We start from the raw sequence: 16,165 nt of genomic DNA, 5'->3' as shown, positions 1-16,165 counted from the left end.
ACGCGTTCGAAACGCGACCGAAAGAAATACTGCCGCGATCGAAAGCCAAGCGCGTTGCCGGCCTGGCAGCCTTCCTGAAAGAACCCCGCAGACGAGGGCGCGCAGGCGCCAGGGGCAGGAATATAGGCATGATCGGGATCAACGGCAGCAATCGCGCAATGTGGCAGGCCGGCGTGGCATTGGCCGCGCTCGTCGCCGGCGGAGCAGGCACGGCGCTGGCACAAGGCGCCCAGGCACAGCCCGCGGGCACCGCGATCGGCCTCGATACGATCGAGGTCCAGGGCGAGCGCGCCAGCGGCCCGGTCAACGGCTATGTCGCGCGCCGCAGCGACACCGCGACCAAGACCGACACGCCGATCATGGAGACGCCGCAGTCGGTCACCGTCGTCACCCGCGACCAGATGGACGACCAGGGTGCGCAGAATGTCAGCCAGGCGCTGCGCTACACCGCTGGCGTGCTCGGCGAGACCCGCCTCTCGATGGGGCGCTATGACAGCGTCTTCATCCGCGGCTTCGGCGGCTCGGGCGGCACGGCCGGCTTCGTCAACAATCTCGACGGCCTGCGCTACCAGCGCGGCATCAACTTCTTGGTACCGACCTACGAGTCCTGGGGGCTGGAGCGGGTCGAGGTGCTGCGCGGCCCGTCCTCGGTGGTGTTCGGGCAGGTCAAGCCCGGCGGCATCGTCAACATGGTCAGCAAGCGGCCGAAGGAGGAGCGCCACGGCGAGGTACAGCTCCAGTTCGGCAGCCATGAGCGCGCCCAGATGGCCTTCGATTTCGGCGGGCCGATCGATCCGCAGAAGACCTGGCTCTACCGCGTCGTCGGCCTCGGCCGGGCGGCCGACACGCAGGTCGACTATACCCGCGAGGAGCGCATCTTCATCGCGCCCTCGCTGACCTACCGGCCGAACGGCGCGACGAGCTTCACCCTGATGGCCTCGTTCCAGCGCGACCCGGAGACCGGCTTCTACGGCTTCATCCCGGCGGTCGGCACCGTGCTGCCGAGCCGCGCCGGCCGCATCCGCAGCGAATTCTTCCCGGGCGAGCCGCGTTTCGAGGGCTATAGCCGCAACCAGGCCAATCTCGGCTATGCCTTCGAGCACCGCTTCAACGACATCTTCACCTTCCGCCAGAACGTCCGCATCTCCGACCTGGAATCGCGCAACCGCACCGTCGCGGTCGGCGGCATCGCGGCCGACCAGAAGACGCTGACGCGCCGGGCCACGATCTCGAACGAGCATGCCCGCACGGCCGGCATCGACAACCAGATCCAGGCCGATTTCCGCACCGGACCGCTGACCCACAAGGTCCTGTTTGGCGTCGACGGCTACTGGACCGATGCCAAGGCCGCGACCGGCGCCGGCGGCACGGTGCAGTCGCTCGACTTCACCAACCCGATCTACGGGCGCCTGCCCTTCGTGCTGCCGGCCGTGCCGCGCACCACCCAGACCACCGCGCAGTACGGCATCTATCTGCAGGATCAGATCAAGCTCGACCGCCTCTCGCTGCTCGTCGGCGGTCGTTTCGACCGGGCCGAGGCCCGCACCCGCGCGCTGAGCACCGGCATCCTGACCAAGCAGGACGATACGGCGCGCACCGGGCGCGTCGCGCTGATGTACAATTTCGACAACGGCTTCGCGCCCTATGCCAGCTACTCGACCTCGTTCGAGCCGCAAGCCGGTACGGCCTTCGGCGGCACGCCGTTCAAGCCGACCGAAGGCGAGCAGTACGAGGCCGGCTTCAAATACGAACTGCCGGGCACCACGGCCTTCCTGCAGGCCTCGATCTACCAGTTGACCCAGACCAACGTTCCGACGGCCGACCTTGCTCACCCGACCTTCCAGATCCAGACCGGCGAGATTCGCGCCCGCGGCGTCGAGGTCGAGGCGCGCGCGACCGTGTTCGACAATCTCGATCTCGTCGCGGCCTATACCTATACCGATGCCGAGGTGACCAAGAGTGGCGGCGTCGACCTCGGCAAGCGCCCGCCGGTGGTGCCGCGCCACACCGCCGCGCTCTGGGGACATTACACCTTCCGGACGGGCGTGCTCTCGGGCCTCGGTCTCGGCGCGGGCGTGCGTTATGTCGGCGGCGGCGCCGGCGATCCCGGCAACACCTTCTCGACGCCGGCCTACACGCTTGTCGATGCCGCGATCAGCTACGATCTGGCGGCGGCCAGCCCGGCGCTCAAGGGCTGGAAGGTCCAGGTCAACGCCCAGAACCTGTTCGACAAGGAGTATATCTCCGGCTGCTACGGCACGACGCAGTGCTCCTTCGGCCTGCGCCGCACGGTCCTCGCGACGCTGTCCTATCGCTGGTGAGGTCGCCGATGCAGCCGGAAAACCGTCCCGACATCGGCCTCGCTCCCGTCACGCTGCCGCAGGCCTGGCAGCGCGACTTCGAGGCGCGGGACGGGTCGCGCTACCGGCTGCTGATCTCCGTGCCGGATTGCCCCGCTCCGGCACGCGGCTTTCCCTGCCTCGTGCTGGTCGACGGCCATGCCCTGTTCCCGGTGGCCGCCACAGCCGCCCGCCTGCAGGCGCAACGTCCCGAGGCGACCGGTGTCGGCCCTGCCGTCGTGATCGGGATCGGCTATCCCAATGAGCGGCCCTTCGATGCCGAGCGGCGCCAGCGCGACCTGCTGCCGGTCCCCGGCGGGGCCGATCGCTTTCTTGACATGATCGTCGACGAGGTGCTGCCGGCTGTCGCCGAGATCGCTCCGCTCGATCCGGCACGGCGCGCGCTTGCCGGCCATTCCTATGGCGGGCTGTTCGTGCTGCACACCTTGTTCACCCGGCCCGGCCTGTTCGAGTCCCTCGTCGCCGGCAGCCCCTCGATCTGGTGGCAGGACCGCGCCATTCTTACGAGCGAGGAAGCCTTCCGGCGTGGCGGCTCCGGCCCTGCCGGGCGGCTTCTGATCACGGTCGGCAGCCACGAGCAGGCCCCCACGCTCGCCGTCACCCCGCAACGTGCCGAACGGCTCGCGCAGGCGCGGATGCGCGACAATGCCGCCGAGATGGCCGAGCGCCTGGCTGCCTCAGGCCACGTCGCCTGCGACTTCACCGAATTTCCCGGCGAGAACCATGTCTCGGTGATCCCATCGATGCTCTCGCGCAGCGTGGCCTTCGCGCTCGCCGGCACGGCCCAGGACAAGGCGGCTGCCGCATGACGATCGACAGACGTTCGCTGATCCTGGCCGGCCTGAGCCTGCCCGTGCTGCCGGCCCTGGCTGCCGACCCGGTCGTCGCGATCGATGTGCTCGGCCGCACCGTCAAGCTCGCTGCCCCGGCGAAACGCATCGTGCTGGCGCAGGGGCGGCAGCTCAACGCGCTCGGCCTGATCCATCCCGACCCGGTCAGCATCCTCGCCGGCTGGGGCAGCGATCTCGAACGCCAGAACCCCGACGGGCTCGCCCGCTACCGGGCGCGCTTCCCGGCCATCAACGAACTTCCGCTGGTCGGCGACGGCGGCACGGCCGCCGGCTTCTCGCTGGAACAAGCGATCGCGCTCGGGCCCGATCTCGTCGTGCTCAGCAAGTCACTCGCCGGCACGCGCCGCGGCCCCGGCGATCTCGTCGAGAAGCTGGAAGCGGCGGGCATTCCCGTCGCAGTCGTCGATTTCTTCCTGGAGCCGCTGCGCGACACCGTGCCGAGCCTCCGGGCGCTCGGCATCCTCACCGGCCGCCAGGAACACGCCGAGCGGCTGATCGCCTTTTACGAGAACCGCATGAAGCGGATCGCGAGCCGGGTCGCGGATGCGAAACGCCCCTCCGTCTTCATCCATGCCCATGCCGGCGGCTACGATTGCTGCATGACGGCCGGGCAAGGCACGTTCAACGCCTTCATCGACGCTGCGGGCGGGCGCAATATCGCCGCCGCGATGCTGCCGGGCGCAACCGGGCAGATCGGGCTCGAACAGCTCATCGGCGCCGATCCCGACGTCTATATCGCGACCGGCGGCACGCATCTCGCCAAGCTCGGCGGGCTCGTGCTCGGCCTCGGCGTCGGCGAGACGGACGCAGCCGCGAGCTTCGCCAAACTCCTCGGCACGCCGACGCTCAGGATGCTCAGCGCCATCGAGAAACGCCGCGCCTTCGGCTTCTGGCACCTGTTCAACGATACCCCGCTGCATGTCGTCGCGATCGAGGTCCTCGCGAAATGGCTCCACCCGGAGCGCTTCGCCGATATCGACCCCGCCGCGACGCTTGCCGAGGGCGCCCGCTTCTCGGCGATCCCGCTCGACGGGACGCTCTGGATCGCGGCGCAGCCTAAGCCTTGACGGAGACCCTCATGCTGGCCACCTCGACCCGGATCGCGCTCGCCAACCCGGCTGATGTCCTGAAGCCGCTCTGCGAACATCTCGTCGAGCATGAGGCCGTCATCACCGAGCAGGGCGGGACAACGATCATCGCGCTTGATGGCAGCCGCGCGCGGATCGAGCTCACGACAGCCGCGCTCGATGTCCATGTCGAGGCGCCCGACCTCTCCACCCTGCTCGGCATGAAGCGCGCCATCGCCAGCCACGTCATCGAATTCGCCCCGAAGGACGCCACGCCGGAGATGCGCTGGACCGGCGACGGCACCGGCCCCGCCCTGCCGCCCGAATTCCGCATCCTGACGGTCACCGCCGTCGAGCGGATCACGCCGCATATGGCCCGCATCCGCTTCAAGGGCGAAAATCTCGCGCGCTACGACCATATCGACGCGCTGCATGTGCGCCTGTTCATCCCGCCAGTCGGCGTGAGCGAACCGAGCTGGCCGATGGTCGGCGACGACGGGCTGCTGCTGCCCTCGCCAGCCGAAACCCGGCCGCTGGTGCGCAAATACACGATCCGCGAGATCGACGTCACTGCCGGCACGCTCGCGCTCGATTTCGTGCTGCATGAGGATGCCGGCCCCGGCTCGGCCTTCGCCTTCCGGGCCAAGGCCGGCGACAGGATCGGCATGGCAGGCCCCGGCGGGCGCGGGCTCAAGCCGGCCGAGCGCTATGTCTTCCTCGCCGACGAGACCGGTTTGCCGGCCGTGGCGCGGATGCTGGAGAACCTGCCGGCCGAAGCCGTGGGCCAGGTCTTCATCGAAGTCGCCGATGCTGGCGAGGAACAGCCCCTGCGCCACCCGCCCAGGGTGGTGTTAGCCTGGCTGCATCGCGGGGACGCCGCGCCGGGCAGCCTGCCGCTATTGCAGGATGCCTTCGCGACGGTCGACTGGCCGGCGGACGGCCCAGCGACCTATCTCTGGGCTGCTGCTGAGCACGCCGCGTTCAAGGCGATCCGGGTGGCTTCGCGCGGCATGCTCAGGCCCGAGCGCGACCAGAGCCTCGTCGTCAGCTACTGGCGCACCGGAGCCTCCGACGAGGAACATGTCGCCGCCAAGAAGGCTGAAGCCGCGAAGGGCTGATCAGCCCTCGCGCACCGCAACCACGAACAGGCGCGGGAAGCGCAGCAGCACCTTCCCGTCGCTCTCGACGGGATAATGCGGCGCGATGCGTTCGAGATAGCGGGCGATGAAGCCCTGCTGCTCCTCGACCGACAGGCGGTCGAGATAGGGCTTCAGGCCGGTGCTCTTGAACCACTCGGCGATCGCTTCGAGATTGGCCAACGCATGGACATAGGTCGTCTGCCAGATATCGACGCGGCAGCCGGTCTCACCGAGCCAGCGCCGGTAGTCGCCGAAGGAGCCGATCGTCGCGCGCTCGGCCTTGGCGTTCGCGAGCTTCTCCGCCCAAGGGCCATCGGCCGCGACCTCGCGCATCGCGACATGCGAGGGCTCGTCGAGATTGTTCGGCATCTGCACGGCAAGGCAGCCGCCTGACGTCAGCGAGCGCGCCAGGCGCGGGAACAGCGCGGCATGGTCCGGCAGCCATTGCAGCACGGCATTGGCGAAGATCACGTCGTAGCCCGTCGCATCGGCCCAAGTGTTCACGTCGCCGAGGACGAAGGAGAGGTTCGGCAGGCGCTTACGCGCCTTCTCCAGCATGTCCGGCGAGGAATCGAGGCCTTCGTTGACGGCATCGGGATAGCGCGCGGCGACCAGTTCCGTGCTATTTCCGGGGCCGCAGCCGAGATCGATGCAGCGTTTCGGCGCGCTCAGCGGCACGCGGGCGAGCAGGTCGATCGAGGGCCGCGTCCGCTCGTCCTCGAAGCGCAGATATTGCGCGGCGTCCCAATCCGGCTTGGCGTTCATCGCTGGCTCCTGTCTCGCAACCCGCGCCGGGAGCAGCGGGCTATCGATCTCTTCTAGCGCGAAACGCCGGCGTCCGCAGGCTTGCTCGCAAGAAGGGCGAAACGGGTCGAGGAGGCCAGCCTGATCGCGTCATGCAGGGGGGCGGCGCGCTGCTGCTCGCGCACGACCTGATGGTAATCGGCCGGGACGATGTCGACGAAGCCGGCGGCGGTCAGCATTGCCTCGAGGTGCTGACGGCTCAGGCCGTCCTTGAAATAGAAGCGGCTGGTGATCGAGGCATGGGTGTCGGCGTCGATCTGGTGGACGGCCGCGCCGCGCTTCTCGCGCAGCCAGGTGCCGAAGCGATTGACCAGCGCCTGCCAGCGCGTGCGGTTGACCCAGTCGCCATCGATGACCAGCAAGCGGCCGCCGGGGCGCAGGACACGGAACCATTCGGCGAGGGCGGCTTCCGGATCGGTCAGGGTCCAGACGAGGTGGCGGGTGATCGCCGCATCGTAGCTCGCGTCCTCGTCCAGCAGATGCTCGGCATCGCCGAGGCGGAAGCGGGCCGCCTTGCCGTGCTTGGCACGGGCGCGCTCCAGCATCGCCTCGGAGAAGTCGAGCGCGGTGACGCGGTGGTTCAGCGAAAGTAGGGCGCGCGTGATCTCGCCGGTGCCGCAGGCGAGGTCGAGCACGTCGAGCGGCTGCGGGCCGAAGGAATCGCCGATCAGGCGCTGGAAGGCCTTCAGTTCGCGATCCGACTTGATCGCGTGGCCGAAGGAGAGATCGAAACTCTCGGCCCGCGCGGACCAATAGGCGCGGATCTCTTCCTTCAGGGTGAAATTGTCATGCGAGGCAGGTACGGACATGACGCTAGGAACTCTGCTTTCTCGCATATTCGCCGATGCGGACCTTCGGTTCTTGACGCGAACCAGTACCCACTTCGCTCGAAAATACTTCAGTGAACCTGGATATAGGGCTCGACCAGAAGCGTGCCCCGGGCCGAACGCTCGAGATGCACGCCGACCGCATATGTCTCCGAGACCGCCTCATGCGCAAGTACATCCGCAGGGGCACCCGCTTGCGCGATGCGCCCTGAATTCATCACCAGCACCCGGTCGGCGAAGCGGGCCGCCAGCGAGAGATCGTGGATCGCCACGACGGTGACGATGTCGCGCCGGCGCGTCGCCTCGCGGATCGTCGCCATGACGTCGAGCTGGCGGCGCACGTCGAGCGCACTGGTCGGTTCGTCGAGCAGGAGGACGTCGGGCTCGCGCACCAGCGCCTGGCCGATCGCCGCAAGCTGGCGCTGGCCGCCGGAAAGCGTGGCGATATCGCGCGAGGCGAAAGGCGAAAGGCCGAGCTCCGCGATCACCGCCTCGACGGCACGGGTATCCTCGGGCGAGGCCGCCAGTGCATAGCCGCGATGCAGGCTCTTGCGGGCGAGCAGGATGATGTCGAAGACCGAAAGCGCGACGCGCGCGCCGGTATCCTGCGCGAGATAGAAGACCTTGCGGGCACGCTCGCGCTGGGAGAGTGCCGAGAGGTCGTGCCCGTCGAGCGCCACCATGCCGCGCTCGGGACGCAAGAGGCCGGCGGCGCAGCGGAACAGGGTCGACTTGCCGGAGCCGTTGGGGCCGACCAAGGCGGCGAGTTCACCGCGTGGCAGGGCCTCCGTGCCGAGCCCCTGCAGGACCGGCGTCGTGCCATAGCGGAAGTCGAGATCGCGGATCAGCAGCGCCATCGCTCAGACTCCCCGTCCGCGGATCGACATCACCAGGCTGATGAAGAAGGGCACGCCGATCAGCGCCGTGATGATGCCGATCGGATAGATCACGCCCGGCGTGATGACCTTCGAGACGGTCGAGGCGAGCGAAAGCAGCACGGCGCTGGCGATCGTCGCGGTCGGCAGGAAGAAGCGCTGGTCCTCGCCGACCAGCAGCCGCGCGATATGCGGGCCGACGAGGCCGATGAAGCCGATGCCGCCGACGAAGGAGACCGAGACGGCGGCGAGCAGCGAGGTCGCGACCAGGATTTCCAGCCGCAGGCGGTCGACGCGGACGCCGAGGCTCTCGGCACGCTCGTCGCCGAGGCGGAGCGCCGTCAGCGCCCAGCCGCGCATCAGGAAGAACGGCAGGGCAAGCGCGATCAGGAGCGCGGCGACGCCGACCTTCTCCCAGCTCGCGCGGGCGAGGCTGCCCAGCGTCCAGAACACGATCTGGGTGAGCTGCACCTCGTTGGAGCGGTATTGCAGCAGGGCGGTAACGGCGTTGCAGGTGAAGAGCAGGGCGATGCCGACCAGAATCATGGTCTCGGCACTGACGCCGCGCAGCTTGGTCATGAAGAACAAAACCAGCGAGGCCGCCAGCGCGAAGACGAAGGCATTGGCCGTCACGATATAGGGGCCGGCGCCGGGGATGACGCTCCAGCCGAAGACGATCGCCACGGAGGCACCGACCGTCGCGGCGGCGGAGACGCCGAGCGTGAAAGGATCGGCCAAGGGATTGGCGAGAATGGTCTGCATGCCGGCGCCGCTGAGCCCCAGCATGGCGCCGACCGCCATCGCCATCAGCGCGATCGGCAGGCGCAGATCCCAGACGATGACGGAAAGGCGGGGCGTGGCCGATTGAGGATCGACCAGGGTGCGCAGGACGTCGCCGAGCGGCAGGTTGCCGGGGCCGATCGAAACGTCGAGCGCCAGCGCGACGGCGAGTGCGACGACGCCGAGGAGGACGAGCTTCAGCCGGCGCGCGTTGCGCCGGCGATAGTCCCCGGTGGCTGTTGCCGTCATGGGCAGGGTCGCGGCCATCGTCGCTCAGGCCGCCTTCACTGGAGCTTGGCCCAGAACACGCCGGAATAGGGGATCGGCAGGAATTTCTCGTGGAATTCCTTGAAGACCGCCTCCGGATCGACGTCCTTGAAGCGGTCCGGATAGAACTCCTTCGCCATGGCGAGCTCGGCGATGAAGTAATAAGGCATGTCGTAGAACTGATGGTAGAAGGCCATGACCTTCTTGCCCTGCACGGCCTTGAGCTGCTGGAAGCCGGGCCGGTTCATCAGCGCCACCAATTGCTTCTGAACCTGCTCCGGCGTCGCGTCATAGCCGAGGGCAACCGCGTTGCTGCCGGGATTGCTGCCGTACCAGTTGGCACCGGTGAGGAAATAGATATCCGGGTTGTCGGCGAGCACCTTCTCCTGCGCGGCCTGCGCCTGGAAGGCGGTGAAGAACTGGCTGCCCCAGTTGCGTCCACCGGATTCCTCGATGAAGCGGCCGAAATTGAACGGGCCGAAGGTGGCGCAGCAGGGCAGCAGGCCGGCGGCGCGCTCGACGAAGACCATCGGCTTCTGCTTGTCGGGGATCGCGCCGACGCGGGCATAGATGCTGCGGGTCTGGCGCATGTAATAGTCGGCGAAGGCGTTAGCTTCCTTCTCCCGGCCGAGAATGCGGCCGAGAAGCTGCACGCTCGGCAGCACGTTCTGGGTCGGGTCCTGGCGGAAATCGACGAAGACGGTGGTGATGCCAGCCTTCTCGAGCTTGGCGAGCAGGCCCGTCTCCTGCGCCTTGAAGTAGTTGGAGAGGTCGAGGATGTAGACCTCGGTGCCGAGCGAGGCGATCTTCTCCATGCTGACATCGGCGGCATAGGGGTTGCCCATGTTCGCGACATCCTTGGCCTTCGGGAACTTGGCGAGGTATTTCTGCCAGGCGCCCGGATCGTTCTCGATCAGATCGTTGCCCCAGCCGACGACGCGCTTGAACGGGTCCTCGCGATCCAGCATCGCCAGCGTATAGAGCTGGCGGCCCTCGCTGAGCACGATCTTCTGGGGATCGCGCGTGACGTTGACGACACGGCCGGCGAGATCGGTGACCTCGATCGTCTCGGCGGAGGCAGCGCCTGCAAACAGCACGGACGCGCCGAACAGGACAGCGGAAGACAGACGGGCAAGCCAAAGGGGAGCGGGCATCGGAAGAGCATCCTGCCGGGGGAAGATGCCCTCGCGCTAACACAGCCCGTCTTGGGACGGCAAAGCAATTCTGCTTGTTTTGAATCGATCTAAATTATGTCTATTCTAGAATTCATTGAGAGTAATATCGAGCAGCGAAGTCACTGCTATCGCGAATCCTGTCGTCGTCTTGCATTCAACCGAGGCGATCAGGCCCCTCCATCGCCTCACGCGCCCGTAAGGCGAAGCGCCGAGCCAGGGGCGCGACCTCGGCCGCATTGGCCGCGGCAGCCGTCCCTGAGCGAACCCGGTCGGCGATGCCGACGAAGATCACCGCGAAGCGAAACAGCGCGAAGACGCGATGGAAGCGCAGGAGCGGCGCCGTCGGCACGGCATGGACATGGTAATGCGCGAGGAACTCGGCCTCGGTCGGGATACCCAGCGCGGCACGGTCGAGCCCGAGGATGCCGCCATATTCGTCCGGCGCCGTATGCCAGGGCATGGCGCAATAGCCGAGATCGGCGAGCGGATGGCCGAGCGTCGACAATTCCCAGTCGAGAATGCCGATCACCTCGGGCTTTTCGGGATGGAACAGCAGGTTGCCGAGCCGGAAATCGCCATGGGCGATCGAGACATGGCCGTCGTCCGCAGGCAGATGCGCCGGCAGCCAGCCGGCAACGGCGTCCAGATCCGGGATCGGTTCGCCGGACGATTCCCGGAGCTGCCTGGTCCAGCGCGCGATCTGGCGCTCGAAATAATTGCCCGGCCGGCCGAAATCGCCGAGGCCGACCTCATCAGGCCGCACCGCATGGAGCTTCGCCAGCGCCTCGGCCATGCCGAGATAGAGGCCTCGCCGCTCGGCCGGCTCCAGGCCCGGCAAGGCGCAATCGTGGAAGACGCGGCCCTCCAATCGCTCCATCAGGTAGAAGGGCGTGCCGAGTGGCTCGGGATCGGCGTGAAAGAGCACCGCGCGCGGCACCGGCACATTCGTCTGTGACAATGCCTCAAGCACCCGAAACTCGCGGTCGATCGCATGGGCGCCGCGCAGGATCGGACCGCTGGGCTGCTTGCGCAGGACGAGGCGGCGCGCTCCCCAATCGACGAAATAGGTCGGGTTGGACTGGCCGCCGCCGATGCGTTCGAGCACGAGTTCGCCGGTGCCGAACTGCGCACGCAGAAGGTTTGTCAGGGCGGCCGGATCGAAATCGATAGCGGCGAGCGCGGGCGCTGCCATCGCCTCAGCCCTGCGCTTGCCCGGCCACGGGCCAGTGCCAGAAATCCCGGCCCTCCTGCGTCAGGAAGCGGTTCAGCACCATCTTGTGGACCTCGTCGGCGCCGTCGACCAATCGCGCCTGCCGGGCATAGCGATAGATCCATTCGAGCACGGTGTCCTTGGAATAGCCGCGCGCGCCATTGACCTGGATCGCGACGTCGGCAGCATCGTGCAGGACATTGGCGACCTGGACCTTGGCCATCGAGACTTCCTTGCGGGCGAAGCCACCGCGATCGAGCTCCCAGGCCGCCTTCATCACCAAGAGGCGGCCGATCTCGATGCGCATGGCGAGGTCACCGAGCTTGAGCTGGATGCTCTCGCGATCGGCGAGGCGCTGGCCGAAGCCGTAGCGCTCGGCGGCATAGGCCTGTGCGATCTCGATGCAGCGCTTCGAGAGACCAAGCCAGCGCATGCAATGGGTCAGACGCGCCGGCCCGAGACGGACCTGCGTCACCTTCATGCCCTTGCCTTCGCCTGCCAGCACGTTCTCGACGGGGATTTCCAAGCCGTCGAACTCGATCTCGCAATGGCCGCCATGCTCCTCCGGCCCCATGATCTCGATGCGGCGGAGGATGCGCCAGCCCGGCTGGTCGGCATGGAAGAGGAAGGCGGTGAGGCCGTTGCGCGGATCGTCCGAGGTGCGGGCGACCAGGATGAAGTGCTTCGCCTCCTCCGCACCAGTGATGAACCATTTGCGGCCGCTGACGACATACGTGTCGCCGCGACGCTCGGCCCTGGTCTGGATCATCGAGGGATCGGAACCGCCGCCCGGATGCGGCTCGGTCATGGCGAAGGCGGAGCGGACCCTGCCTTCGACGATCGGCTTCAGCCAGCGCTCCTTCTGCTCGGGCGTGCCGAGCGCCTCCAGCACCATCATGTTGCCGTCGTCAGGCGCGGCCGAGTTGAAGACGACCGGCCCGAAGATCGAGCGGTTCATCTCCTCGTAGCAAACCGCCATGCCCATCTTGCCGAGGCCAACGCCGCCTGTCTCCGGCTTGAGCTGCAGGCACCAGAGCCCCGCGGCACGCGCCTTGGCCCTGACGGTATCGAGCAGGGGCAGCGCGATATTGCCGTGAGCGTCGTAAGAGGCCCGGTCCGCTTCGAGCGGCAGGATCTCGCGTTCGACGAAGACGGCGATCCGCTCGCGATAATCCTCGATGCGGGGGGAAATCTCGAAATCCATGGGCGTGCTCACAAGGACGAAACGAGGTGGCCGCCATCGACCTCGATGGTGGAGCCGGTGATGTAGCTGCCGGCGCTCGATGCAAGCAGCAGCAAGGCGCCGTCCAGTTCCTCCGGTTGGCCGAGCCTTCGCTGCGGGATGCGCCTGATCAGGTTCAAGCCGGCTTCGGTCGCGAAGAAATCGCGGTTGATGTCGGTCTCGATATAGCCGGGGCAGAGCGCGTTGACGCGGAGGCGGTCTCGCGCCCATTCGAGCGCGAGCGCCTTGGTCAACTGGATCACGCCCGCCTTCGAGGCCGCATAGGCGCTGACGCCACCGGCGACGCGATGGCCGAGGATCGAGGCGATGTTGACGATGCTTCCGCCTCGGCCGGCTTCGCGCATGCCGCGCGCTACGGCCTGGGCGACGAGGAAGACGCCCTTGAGATTGGTGTCGAGCACCGCATCCCAATCCGCTTCGGAAAGATCGGCGGCCGGCCCGGCGCCGCTGACACCGGCATTGTTGATCAGGATGTCGAAATGCCGTCCGGCAAGAGCTTTCGCGATCGAGGCGGCGTCAGCCACGTCCAACACCAGATGCTTTGCGTTACCGCCGGCTGCGGCGATCTCTGCGCCGGCCTGATCCAATGCAGATTGCCGGCGGGCTGCGAGCGTGACCTCGGCGCCATGGCGCGCGAGGAGCTTGGCGAAATGCAACCCCAGCCCGCCAGAGGCTCCCGTCACCAGAGCGCTCTTCCCCGAAAGATCCTCGAACATCAGGCATCCCGCTTCGAACCGCCCAAGTCTCGGCCGGTTGCCGCCAGCGATCAAGGCGCCCAAACGTCGAAGAGCCCCAGCGCGAACGCCGGGGCTCCCTGTTTCATCTCCGCCGATTGACGGGCTGGTCACTGCCAGGTCTGGCGGCCGTACCAGGCGTCGACATCGCTGGTCGCCTTATCCTTGGCGAGGCCATAGCGCTCCTGAATCTTGCCTTCGAGCTGATCGCGCTTGCCGGCGATGACGTCGAGATCGTCATCGGTCAGCTTGCCCCACTGCTCCTTCACCTTGCCCTTGAGCTGTTTCCAGTTTCCTTCGACGCGGTTCCAGTCCATCGGGACCTCCTCATGCGAGTGTGGATTCCCTAAAACAACGCGCCGGCACCACGATTGTTCATCCGGAAATGCGGCCCTTCAAAAATTACCCGGATATAAATCTTGCCTTATTAAAATCCGGGTCTTATTGGAGCAGCCATCGAACAGATGGACAGCACCGATGCAGATCGCGGACAGGAAGGCGGCGACCGCCGCCTATAAGGAACGGAAAACGGTAACGGGCATCTTCGCCTTCCATTGCGAGGCGGCCGGCCTGACATGGGTCGGACGGGCGCCCGATCTTTCGACGATCGAGAACCGGCTGCGCTTCACGCTGCGCCATGGCAGCCACCGTCAGCGCTCGCTGCAGGCGGCCTGGAACGCGCATGGCCCCGAGGCCTTCCGCTTCGAGGCGCTGGAAAGGCTGGAAGACGAGGATATCGCCTATGTGCTGGACCGCGTGCTGAAGGAGCGCCTCGCCCATTGGCAGGCGAAGCTCGGTGCGGAGGCGCTCTAGGCACTCAATTTGCGGTCGCTACCCTTGTCATTCCGGGGCGCGCCATGGGCGCGAACCCGGAACCCACGGCCGGGTGAGACATTCAAGGCGCCATTGCGAGCCGCTCACCCAGTCGTGGCTTCCGGGTTCTTCGCTTCGCGAAGCCCCGGAATGACAAGAGGGGTTGTGACTCAGAATCGCGCGGCTGCGCCGCTCAATCGTCCATCTTGAGGGCGGCGATGAAGGCTTCCTGCGGGATTTCGACCTTGCCGAACTGCCGCATCTTCTTCTTGCCTTCCTTCTGCTTCTCCAGAAGCTTGCGCTTGCGGGTCGCGTCGCCGCCATAGCACTTGGCGGTGACGTCCTTGCGCAGCGCGCGGATGGTCTCGCGGGCGATGATCTTGCCGCCGATCGCGGCCTGGACCGGGATCTGGAACATATGCGGCGGGATCAGTTCCTTGAGCTTCTCGCACATGGCGCGGCCACGGGCATCGGCGCGCGAGCGATGGACCAGCATCGAGAGCGCATCGACGGGCTCGGCATTGACCAGGATCGACATGCGCACGAGGTCGCCCTCGCGATAATCGGTGATCGCGTAGTCGAAGGAGGCATAGCCCTTCGAGATCGACTTCAGCCGGTCGTAAAAGTCGAACACCACCTCGTTCAGTGGCAGGTCGTAGACGACCTTGGCGCGCGAGCCGACATAGGACAGGTCGGTCTGGATGCCGCGGCGGTCCTGGCAGAGCTTCAGGACGGAGCCGAGATATTCGTCCGGCGTGAAGATCGTCGCCTTGATCCAGGGCTCCTCGATGAATTCGATCTTCATCACGTCCGGCATATCGGCCGGGTTGTGCAGTTCGAGCGTCGTGCCGTCGCGCAGCTTGAGGTGGTAGACCACCGAAGGCGCGGTCGAGATCAGGTTGAGGTTGAACTCGCGCTCCAGCCGCTCCTGGATGATCTCCAGATGCAGCAGCCCGAGGAAGCCGCAGCGGAAGCCGAAGCCGAGCGCGGCCGAAGTCTCCATTTCATAGGAGAACGAGGCGTCGTTCAGGCGCAACCGGCTCATCGCGGCGCGCAGCACCTCGAAATCTGCGGCATCGACCGGGAAGATGCCGCAGAACACCACCGGCTGCACCGGTTTGAAGCCCGGCAGCGGTTCCGCGATCGGCTTCTTCTCGTCGGTGATGGTGTCGCCGACGGCCGTATCCGCGACCTCCTTGATCGAGGCGGTGAAGAAGCCGACCTCGCCGGGGCCGAGTTGCTTGACCTCAGTCATCTTGGGCTTGAACACGCCGACGCGATCGACGCCATAGGAGGCATTGGCCCGCATCATCCGGATCGTCATGCCCTTCTTAAGCACACCGTCGATGACGCGCACCAGCACGACGACGCCGAGATAGGCGTCGTACCATGAGTCGACCAGCAGGCACTTGAGCGGCGCATCGGGATCGCCCATCGGGGCCGGCAGCTTCTCGACGATCGCCTCCAGCACGCCCTCGATATTGAGGCCGGTCTTGGCCGAGATCGGCACGGCTTCGGAGGCATCGAGCCCGATCACGTCCTCGATCTGCTGCTTGATCCGCTCCGGCTCGGCGGCCGGAAGGTCGATCTTGTTGAGGACGGTGACGATCTCGTGGTTGGCGTCGAGCGCCTGATAGACGTTGGCAAGCGTCTGCGCCTCGACGCCCTGTGAGGCGTCGACGACCAAGAGCGAACCCTCGCAGGCCGCGAGCGAGCGCGAGACCTCATAGGCGAAGTCGACATGGCCGGGGGTGTCCATCAGGTTCAGGACATAGTCCTTGCCGTCCTTGGCCCGGTAGTCGAGCCGCACCGTCTGCGCCTTGATGGTGATGCCGCGCTCCTTCTCGATATCCATCGAGTCGAGGATCTGGTCGCTCATGTCGCGGGCGGCGACGGTGCCGGTCTGCTGGATCAGACGGTCGGCCAGCGTCGACTTGCCGTGGTCGATATGGGCAACGATCGAGAAGTTGCGGATATTGTCGATGGAACGGGTGCTCATGCGCGCGCCATAGCAGTGATG

General features: G+C 66.7%; 15 protein-coding genes. 5 read left to right on the top strand and 10 right to left on the bottom strand.

Annotation, left to right across the window (positions count from 1 at the left end):
* Positions 1-128 precede the first annotated feature (128 nt).
* Genes Q9235_RS12625 through Q9235_RS12610 form a run of 4 tightly spaced genes read left to right on the top strand, consistent with a single transcriptional unit; the run spans position 129 to position 5,396 of the window.
* Positions 129-2,321, top strand: a complete 2,193-nt coding sequence (locus Q9235_RS12625; protein WP_306227767.1) for a TonB-dependent siderophore receptor — start codon at positions 129-131, stop codon at positions 2,319-2,321.
* A gap of 8 nt (positions 2,322-2,329) precedes the next feature.
* Positions 2,330-3,169 (top strand): alpha/beta hydrolase, encoded by an 840-nt coding sequence (locus tag Q9235_RS12620; protein WP_306227765.1) that lies wholly within the window; start codon positions 2,330-2,332, stop codon positions 3,167-3,169.
* Positions 3,166-4,278: an ABC transporter substrate-binding protein gene (locus Q9235_RS12615; protein ID WP_306227764.1), complete on the top strand. Its 1,113-nt coding sequence runs from the start codon at positions 3,166-3,168 to the stop codon at positions 4,276-4,278. The genes Q9235_RS12620 and Q9235_RS12615 overlap by 4 nt, the downstream gene beginning before the upstream one ends.
* Positions 4,279-4,289: 11 nt before the next feature.
* Positions 4,290-5,396 carry a siderophore-interacting protein gene (locus Q9235_RS12610; protein WP_306227763.1) on the top strand — a complete coding sequence of 369 codons (1,107 nt, stop codon included), beginning with the start codon at positions 4,290-4,292 and terminating at the stop codon, positions 5,394-5,396.
* Here Q9235_RS12610 and tam read toward each other — a convergent pair whose 3' ends face one another.
* The 9 genes from tam to Q9235_RS12565 form a co-directional block, all read right to left on the bottom strand.
* Entirely contained in the window at positions 5,397-6,182 is a 786-nt protein-coding gene (gene tam, locus Q9235_RS12605) for a trans-aconitate 2-methyltransferase (RefSeq protein WP_306227762.1), read from the bottom strand.
* Between the two features lie 53 nt (positions 6,183-6,235).
* The gene (locus Q9235_RS12600; protein WP_306227761.1) at positions 6,236-7,030 is read right to left on the bottom strand and encodes a class I SAM-dependent methyltransferase; all 795 of its coding nucleotides are present in this window, start codon (positions 7,028-7,030) and stop codon (positions 6,236-6,238) included.
* An 89-nt stretch (positions 7,031-7,119) separates the two neighbouring features.
* On the bottom strand, positions 7,120-7,905 hold the full coding sequence (locus Q9235_RS12595) for an ABC transporter ATP-binding protein (RefSeq protein WP_306227758.1): 786 nt from the start codon (positions 7,903-7,905) through the stop codon (positions 7,120-7,122).
* Positions 7,906-7,908: 3 nt separating this feature from the next.
* Positions 7,909-8,952 (bottom strand): FecCD family ABC transporter permease, encoded by a 1,044-nt coding sequence (locus Q9235_RS12590; protein WP_306227757.1) that lies wholly within the window; start codon positions 8,950-8,952, stop codon positions 7,909-7,911.
* 35 nt (positions 8,953-8,987) lie between these two features.
* Positions 8,988-10,124, bottom strand: coding sequence for an ABC transporter substrate-binding protein (locus tag Q9235_RS12585; protein ID WP_306227755.1), 1,137 nt, complete (start codon positions 10,122-10,124; stop codon positions 8,988-8,990).
* Positions 10,125-10,299: 175 nt separating this feature from the next.
* Entirely contained in the window at positions 10,300-11,337 is a 1,038-nt protein-coding gene (locus Q9235_RS12580; RefSeq protein WP_306227754.1) for a phosphotransferase family protein, read from the bottom strand.
* A 4-nt stretch (positions 11,338-11,341) separates the two neighbouring features.
* Positions 11,342-12,559, bottom strand: coding sequence for an acyl-CoA dehydrogenase family protein (locus tag Q9235_RS12575; protein ID WP_306227752.1), 1,218 nt, complete (start codon positions 12,557-12,559; stop codon positions 11,342-11,344).
* An 8-nt stretch (positions 12,560-12,567) separates the two neighbouring features.
* On the bottom strand, positions 12,568-13,314 hold the full coding sequence (locus Q9235_RS12570) for an SDR family NAD(P)-dependent oxidoreductase (protein WP_306227751.1): 747 nt from the start codon (positions 13,312-13,314) through the stop codon (positions 12,568-12,570).
* Between the two features lie 128 nt (positions 13,315-13,442).
* Complete coding sequence (locus Q9235_RS12565; RefSeq protein ID WP_199086832.1) at positions 13,443-13,649, bottom strand: CsbD family protein; 207 nt, start codon at positions 13,647-13,649, stop codon at positions 13,443-13,445.
* Positions 13,650-13,809: 160 nt separating this feature from the next.
* On the opposite strand from Q9235_RS12565, the gene Q9235_RS12560 reads away from it, so the two are divergent.
* On the top strand, positions 13,810-14,145 hold the full coding sequence (locus Q9235_RS12560; RefSeq protein WP_306227750.1) for a GIY-YIG nuclease family protein: 336 nt from the start codon (positions 13,810-13,812) through the stop codon (positions 14,143-14,145).
* Positions 14,146-14,338: 193 nt separating this feature from the next.
* Here the strand turns inward: Q9235_RS12560 and lepA are convergent, their stop codons facing one another.
* Positions 14,339-16,144 (bottom strand): translation elongation factor 4, encoded by a 1,806-nt coding sequence (lepA, locus tag Q9235_RS12555; RefSeq protein ID WP_306227748.1) that lies wholly within the window; start codon positions 16,142-16,144, stop codon positions 14,339-14,341.
* Positions 16,145-16,165 lie beyond the last annotated feature (21 nt).

The organism is Bosea beijingensis (assembly GCF_030758975.1).
In the GTDB taxonomy this organism is placed as follows: Bacteria; Pseudomonadota; Alphaproteobacteria; order Rhizobiales; family Beijerinckiaceae; genus Allobosea; species Allobosea beijingensis.
The sequence above is the reverse complement of the archived record's forward strand: the minus strand, read 5'-3'. Positions and strand labels throughout refer to the sequence as shown.

Bases quoted from the DNA above. Each gene is read 5' to 3' on its own strand.
- Q9235_RS12625 (WP_306227767.1), top strand. From the start codon at position 129: ATGATCGGGATCAACGGCAGCAATCGCGCAATGTGGCAGGCCGGCGTG.
- Q9235_RS12620 (WP_306227765.1), top strand. From the start codon at position 2,330: ATGCAGCCGGAAAACCGTCCCGACATCGGCCTCGCTCCCGTCACGCTG.
- Q9235_RS12615 (WP_306227764.1), top strand. From the start codon at position 3,166: ATGACGATCGACAGACGTTCGCTGATCCTGGCCGGCCTGAGCCTGCCC.
- Q9235_RS12610 (WP_306227763.1), top strand. From the start codon at position 4,290: ATGCTGGCCACCTCGACCCGGATCGCGCTCGCCAACCCGGCTGATGTC.
- tam (WP_306227762.1), bottom strand. From the start codon at position 6,182: ATGAACGCCAAGCCGGATTGGGACGCCGCGCAATATCTGCGCTTCGAG.
- Q9235_RS12600 (WP_306227761.1), bottom strand. From the start codon at position 7,030: ATGTCCGTACCTGCCTCGCATGACAATTTCACCCTGAAGGAAGAGATC.
- Q9235_RS12595 (WP_306227758.1), bottom strand. From the start codon at position 7,905: ATGGCGCTGCTGATCCGCGATCTCGACTTCCGCTATGGCACGACGCCG.
- Q9235_RS12590 (WP_306227757.1), bottom strand. From the start codon at position 8,952: ATGACGGCAACAGCCACCGGGGACTATCGCCGGCGCAACGCGCGCCGG.
- Q9235_RS12585 (WP_306227755.1), bottom strand. From the start codon at position 10,124: ATGCCCGCTCCCCTTTGGCTTGCCCGTCTGTCTTCCGCTGTCCTGTTC.
- Q9235_RS12580 (WP_306227754.1), bottom strand. From the start codon at position 11,337: ATGGCAGCGCCCGCGCTCGCCGCTATCGATTTCGATCCGGCCGCCCTG.
- Q9235_RS12575 (WP_306227752.1), bottom strand. From the start codon at position 12,559: ATGGATTTCGAGATTTCCCCCCGCATCGAGGATTATCGCGAGCGGATC.
- Q9235_RS12570 (WP_306227751.1), bottom strand. From the start codon at position 13,314: ATGTTCGAGGATCTTTCGGGGAAGAGCGCTCTGGTGACGGGAGCCTCT.
- Q9235_RS12565 (WP_199086832.1), bottom strand. From the start codon at position 13,649: ATGGACTGGAACCGCGTCGAAGGAAACTGGAAACAGCTCAAGGGCAAG.
- Q9235_RS12560 (WP_306227750.1), top strand. From the start codon at position 13,810: ATGCAGATCGCGGACAGGAAGGCGGCGACCGCCGCCTATAAGGAACGG.
- lepA (WP_306227748.1), bottom strand. From the start codon at position 16,144: ATGAGCACCCGTTCCATCGACAATATCCGCAACTTCTCGATCGTTGCC.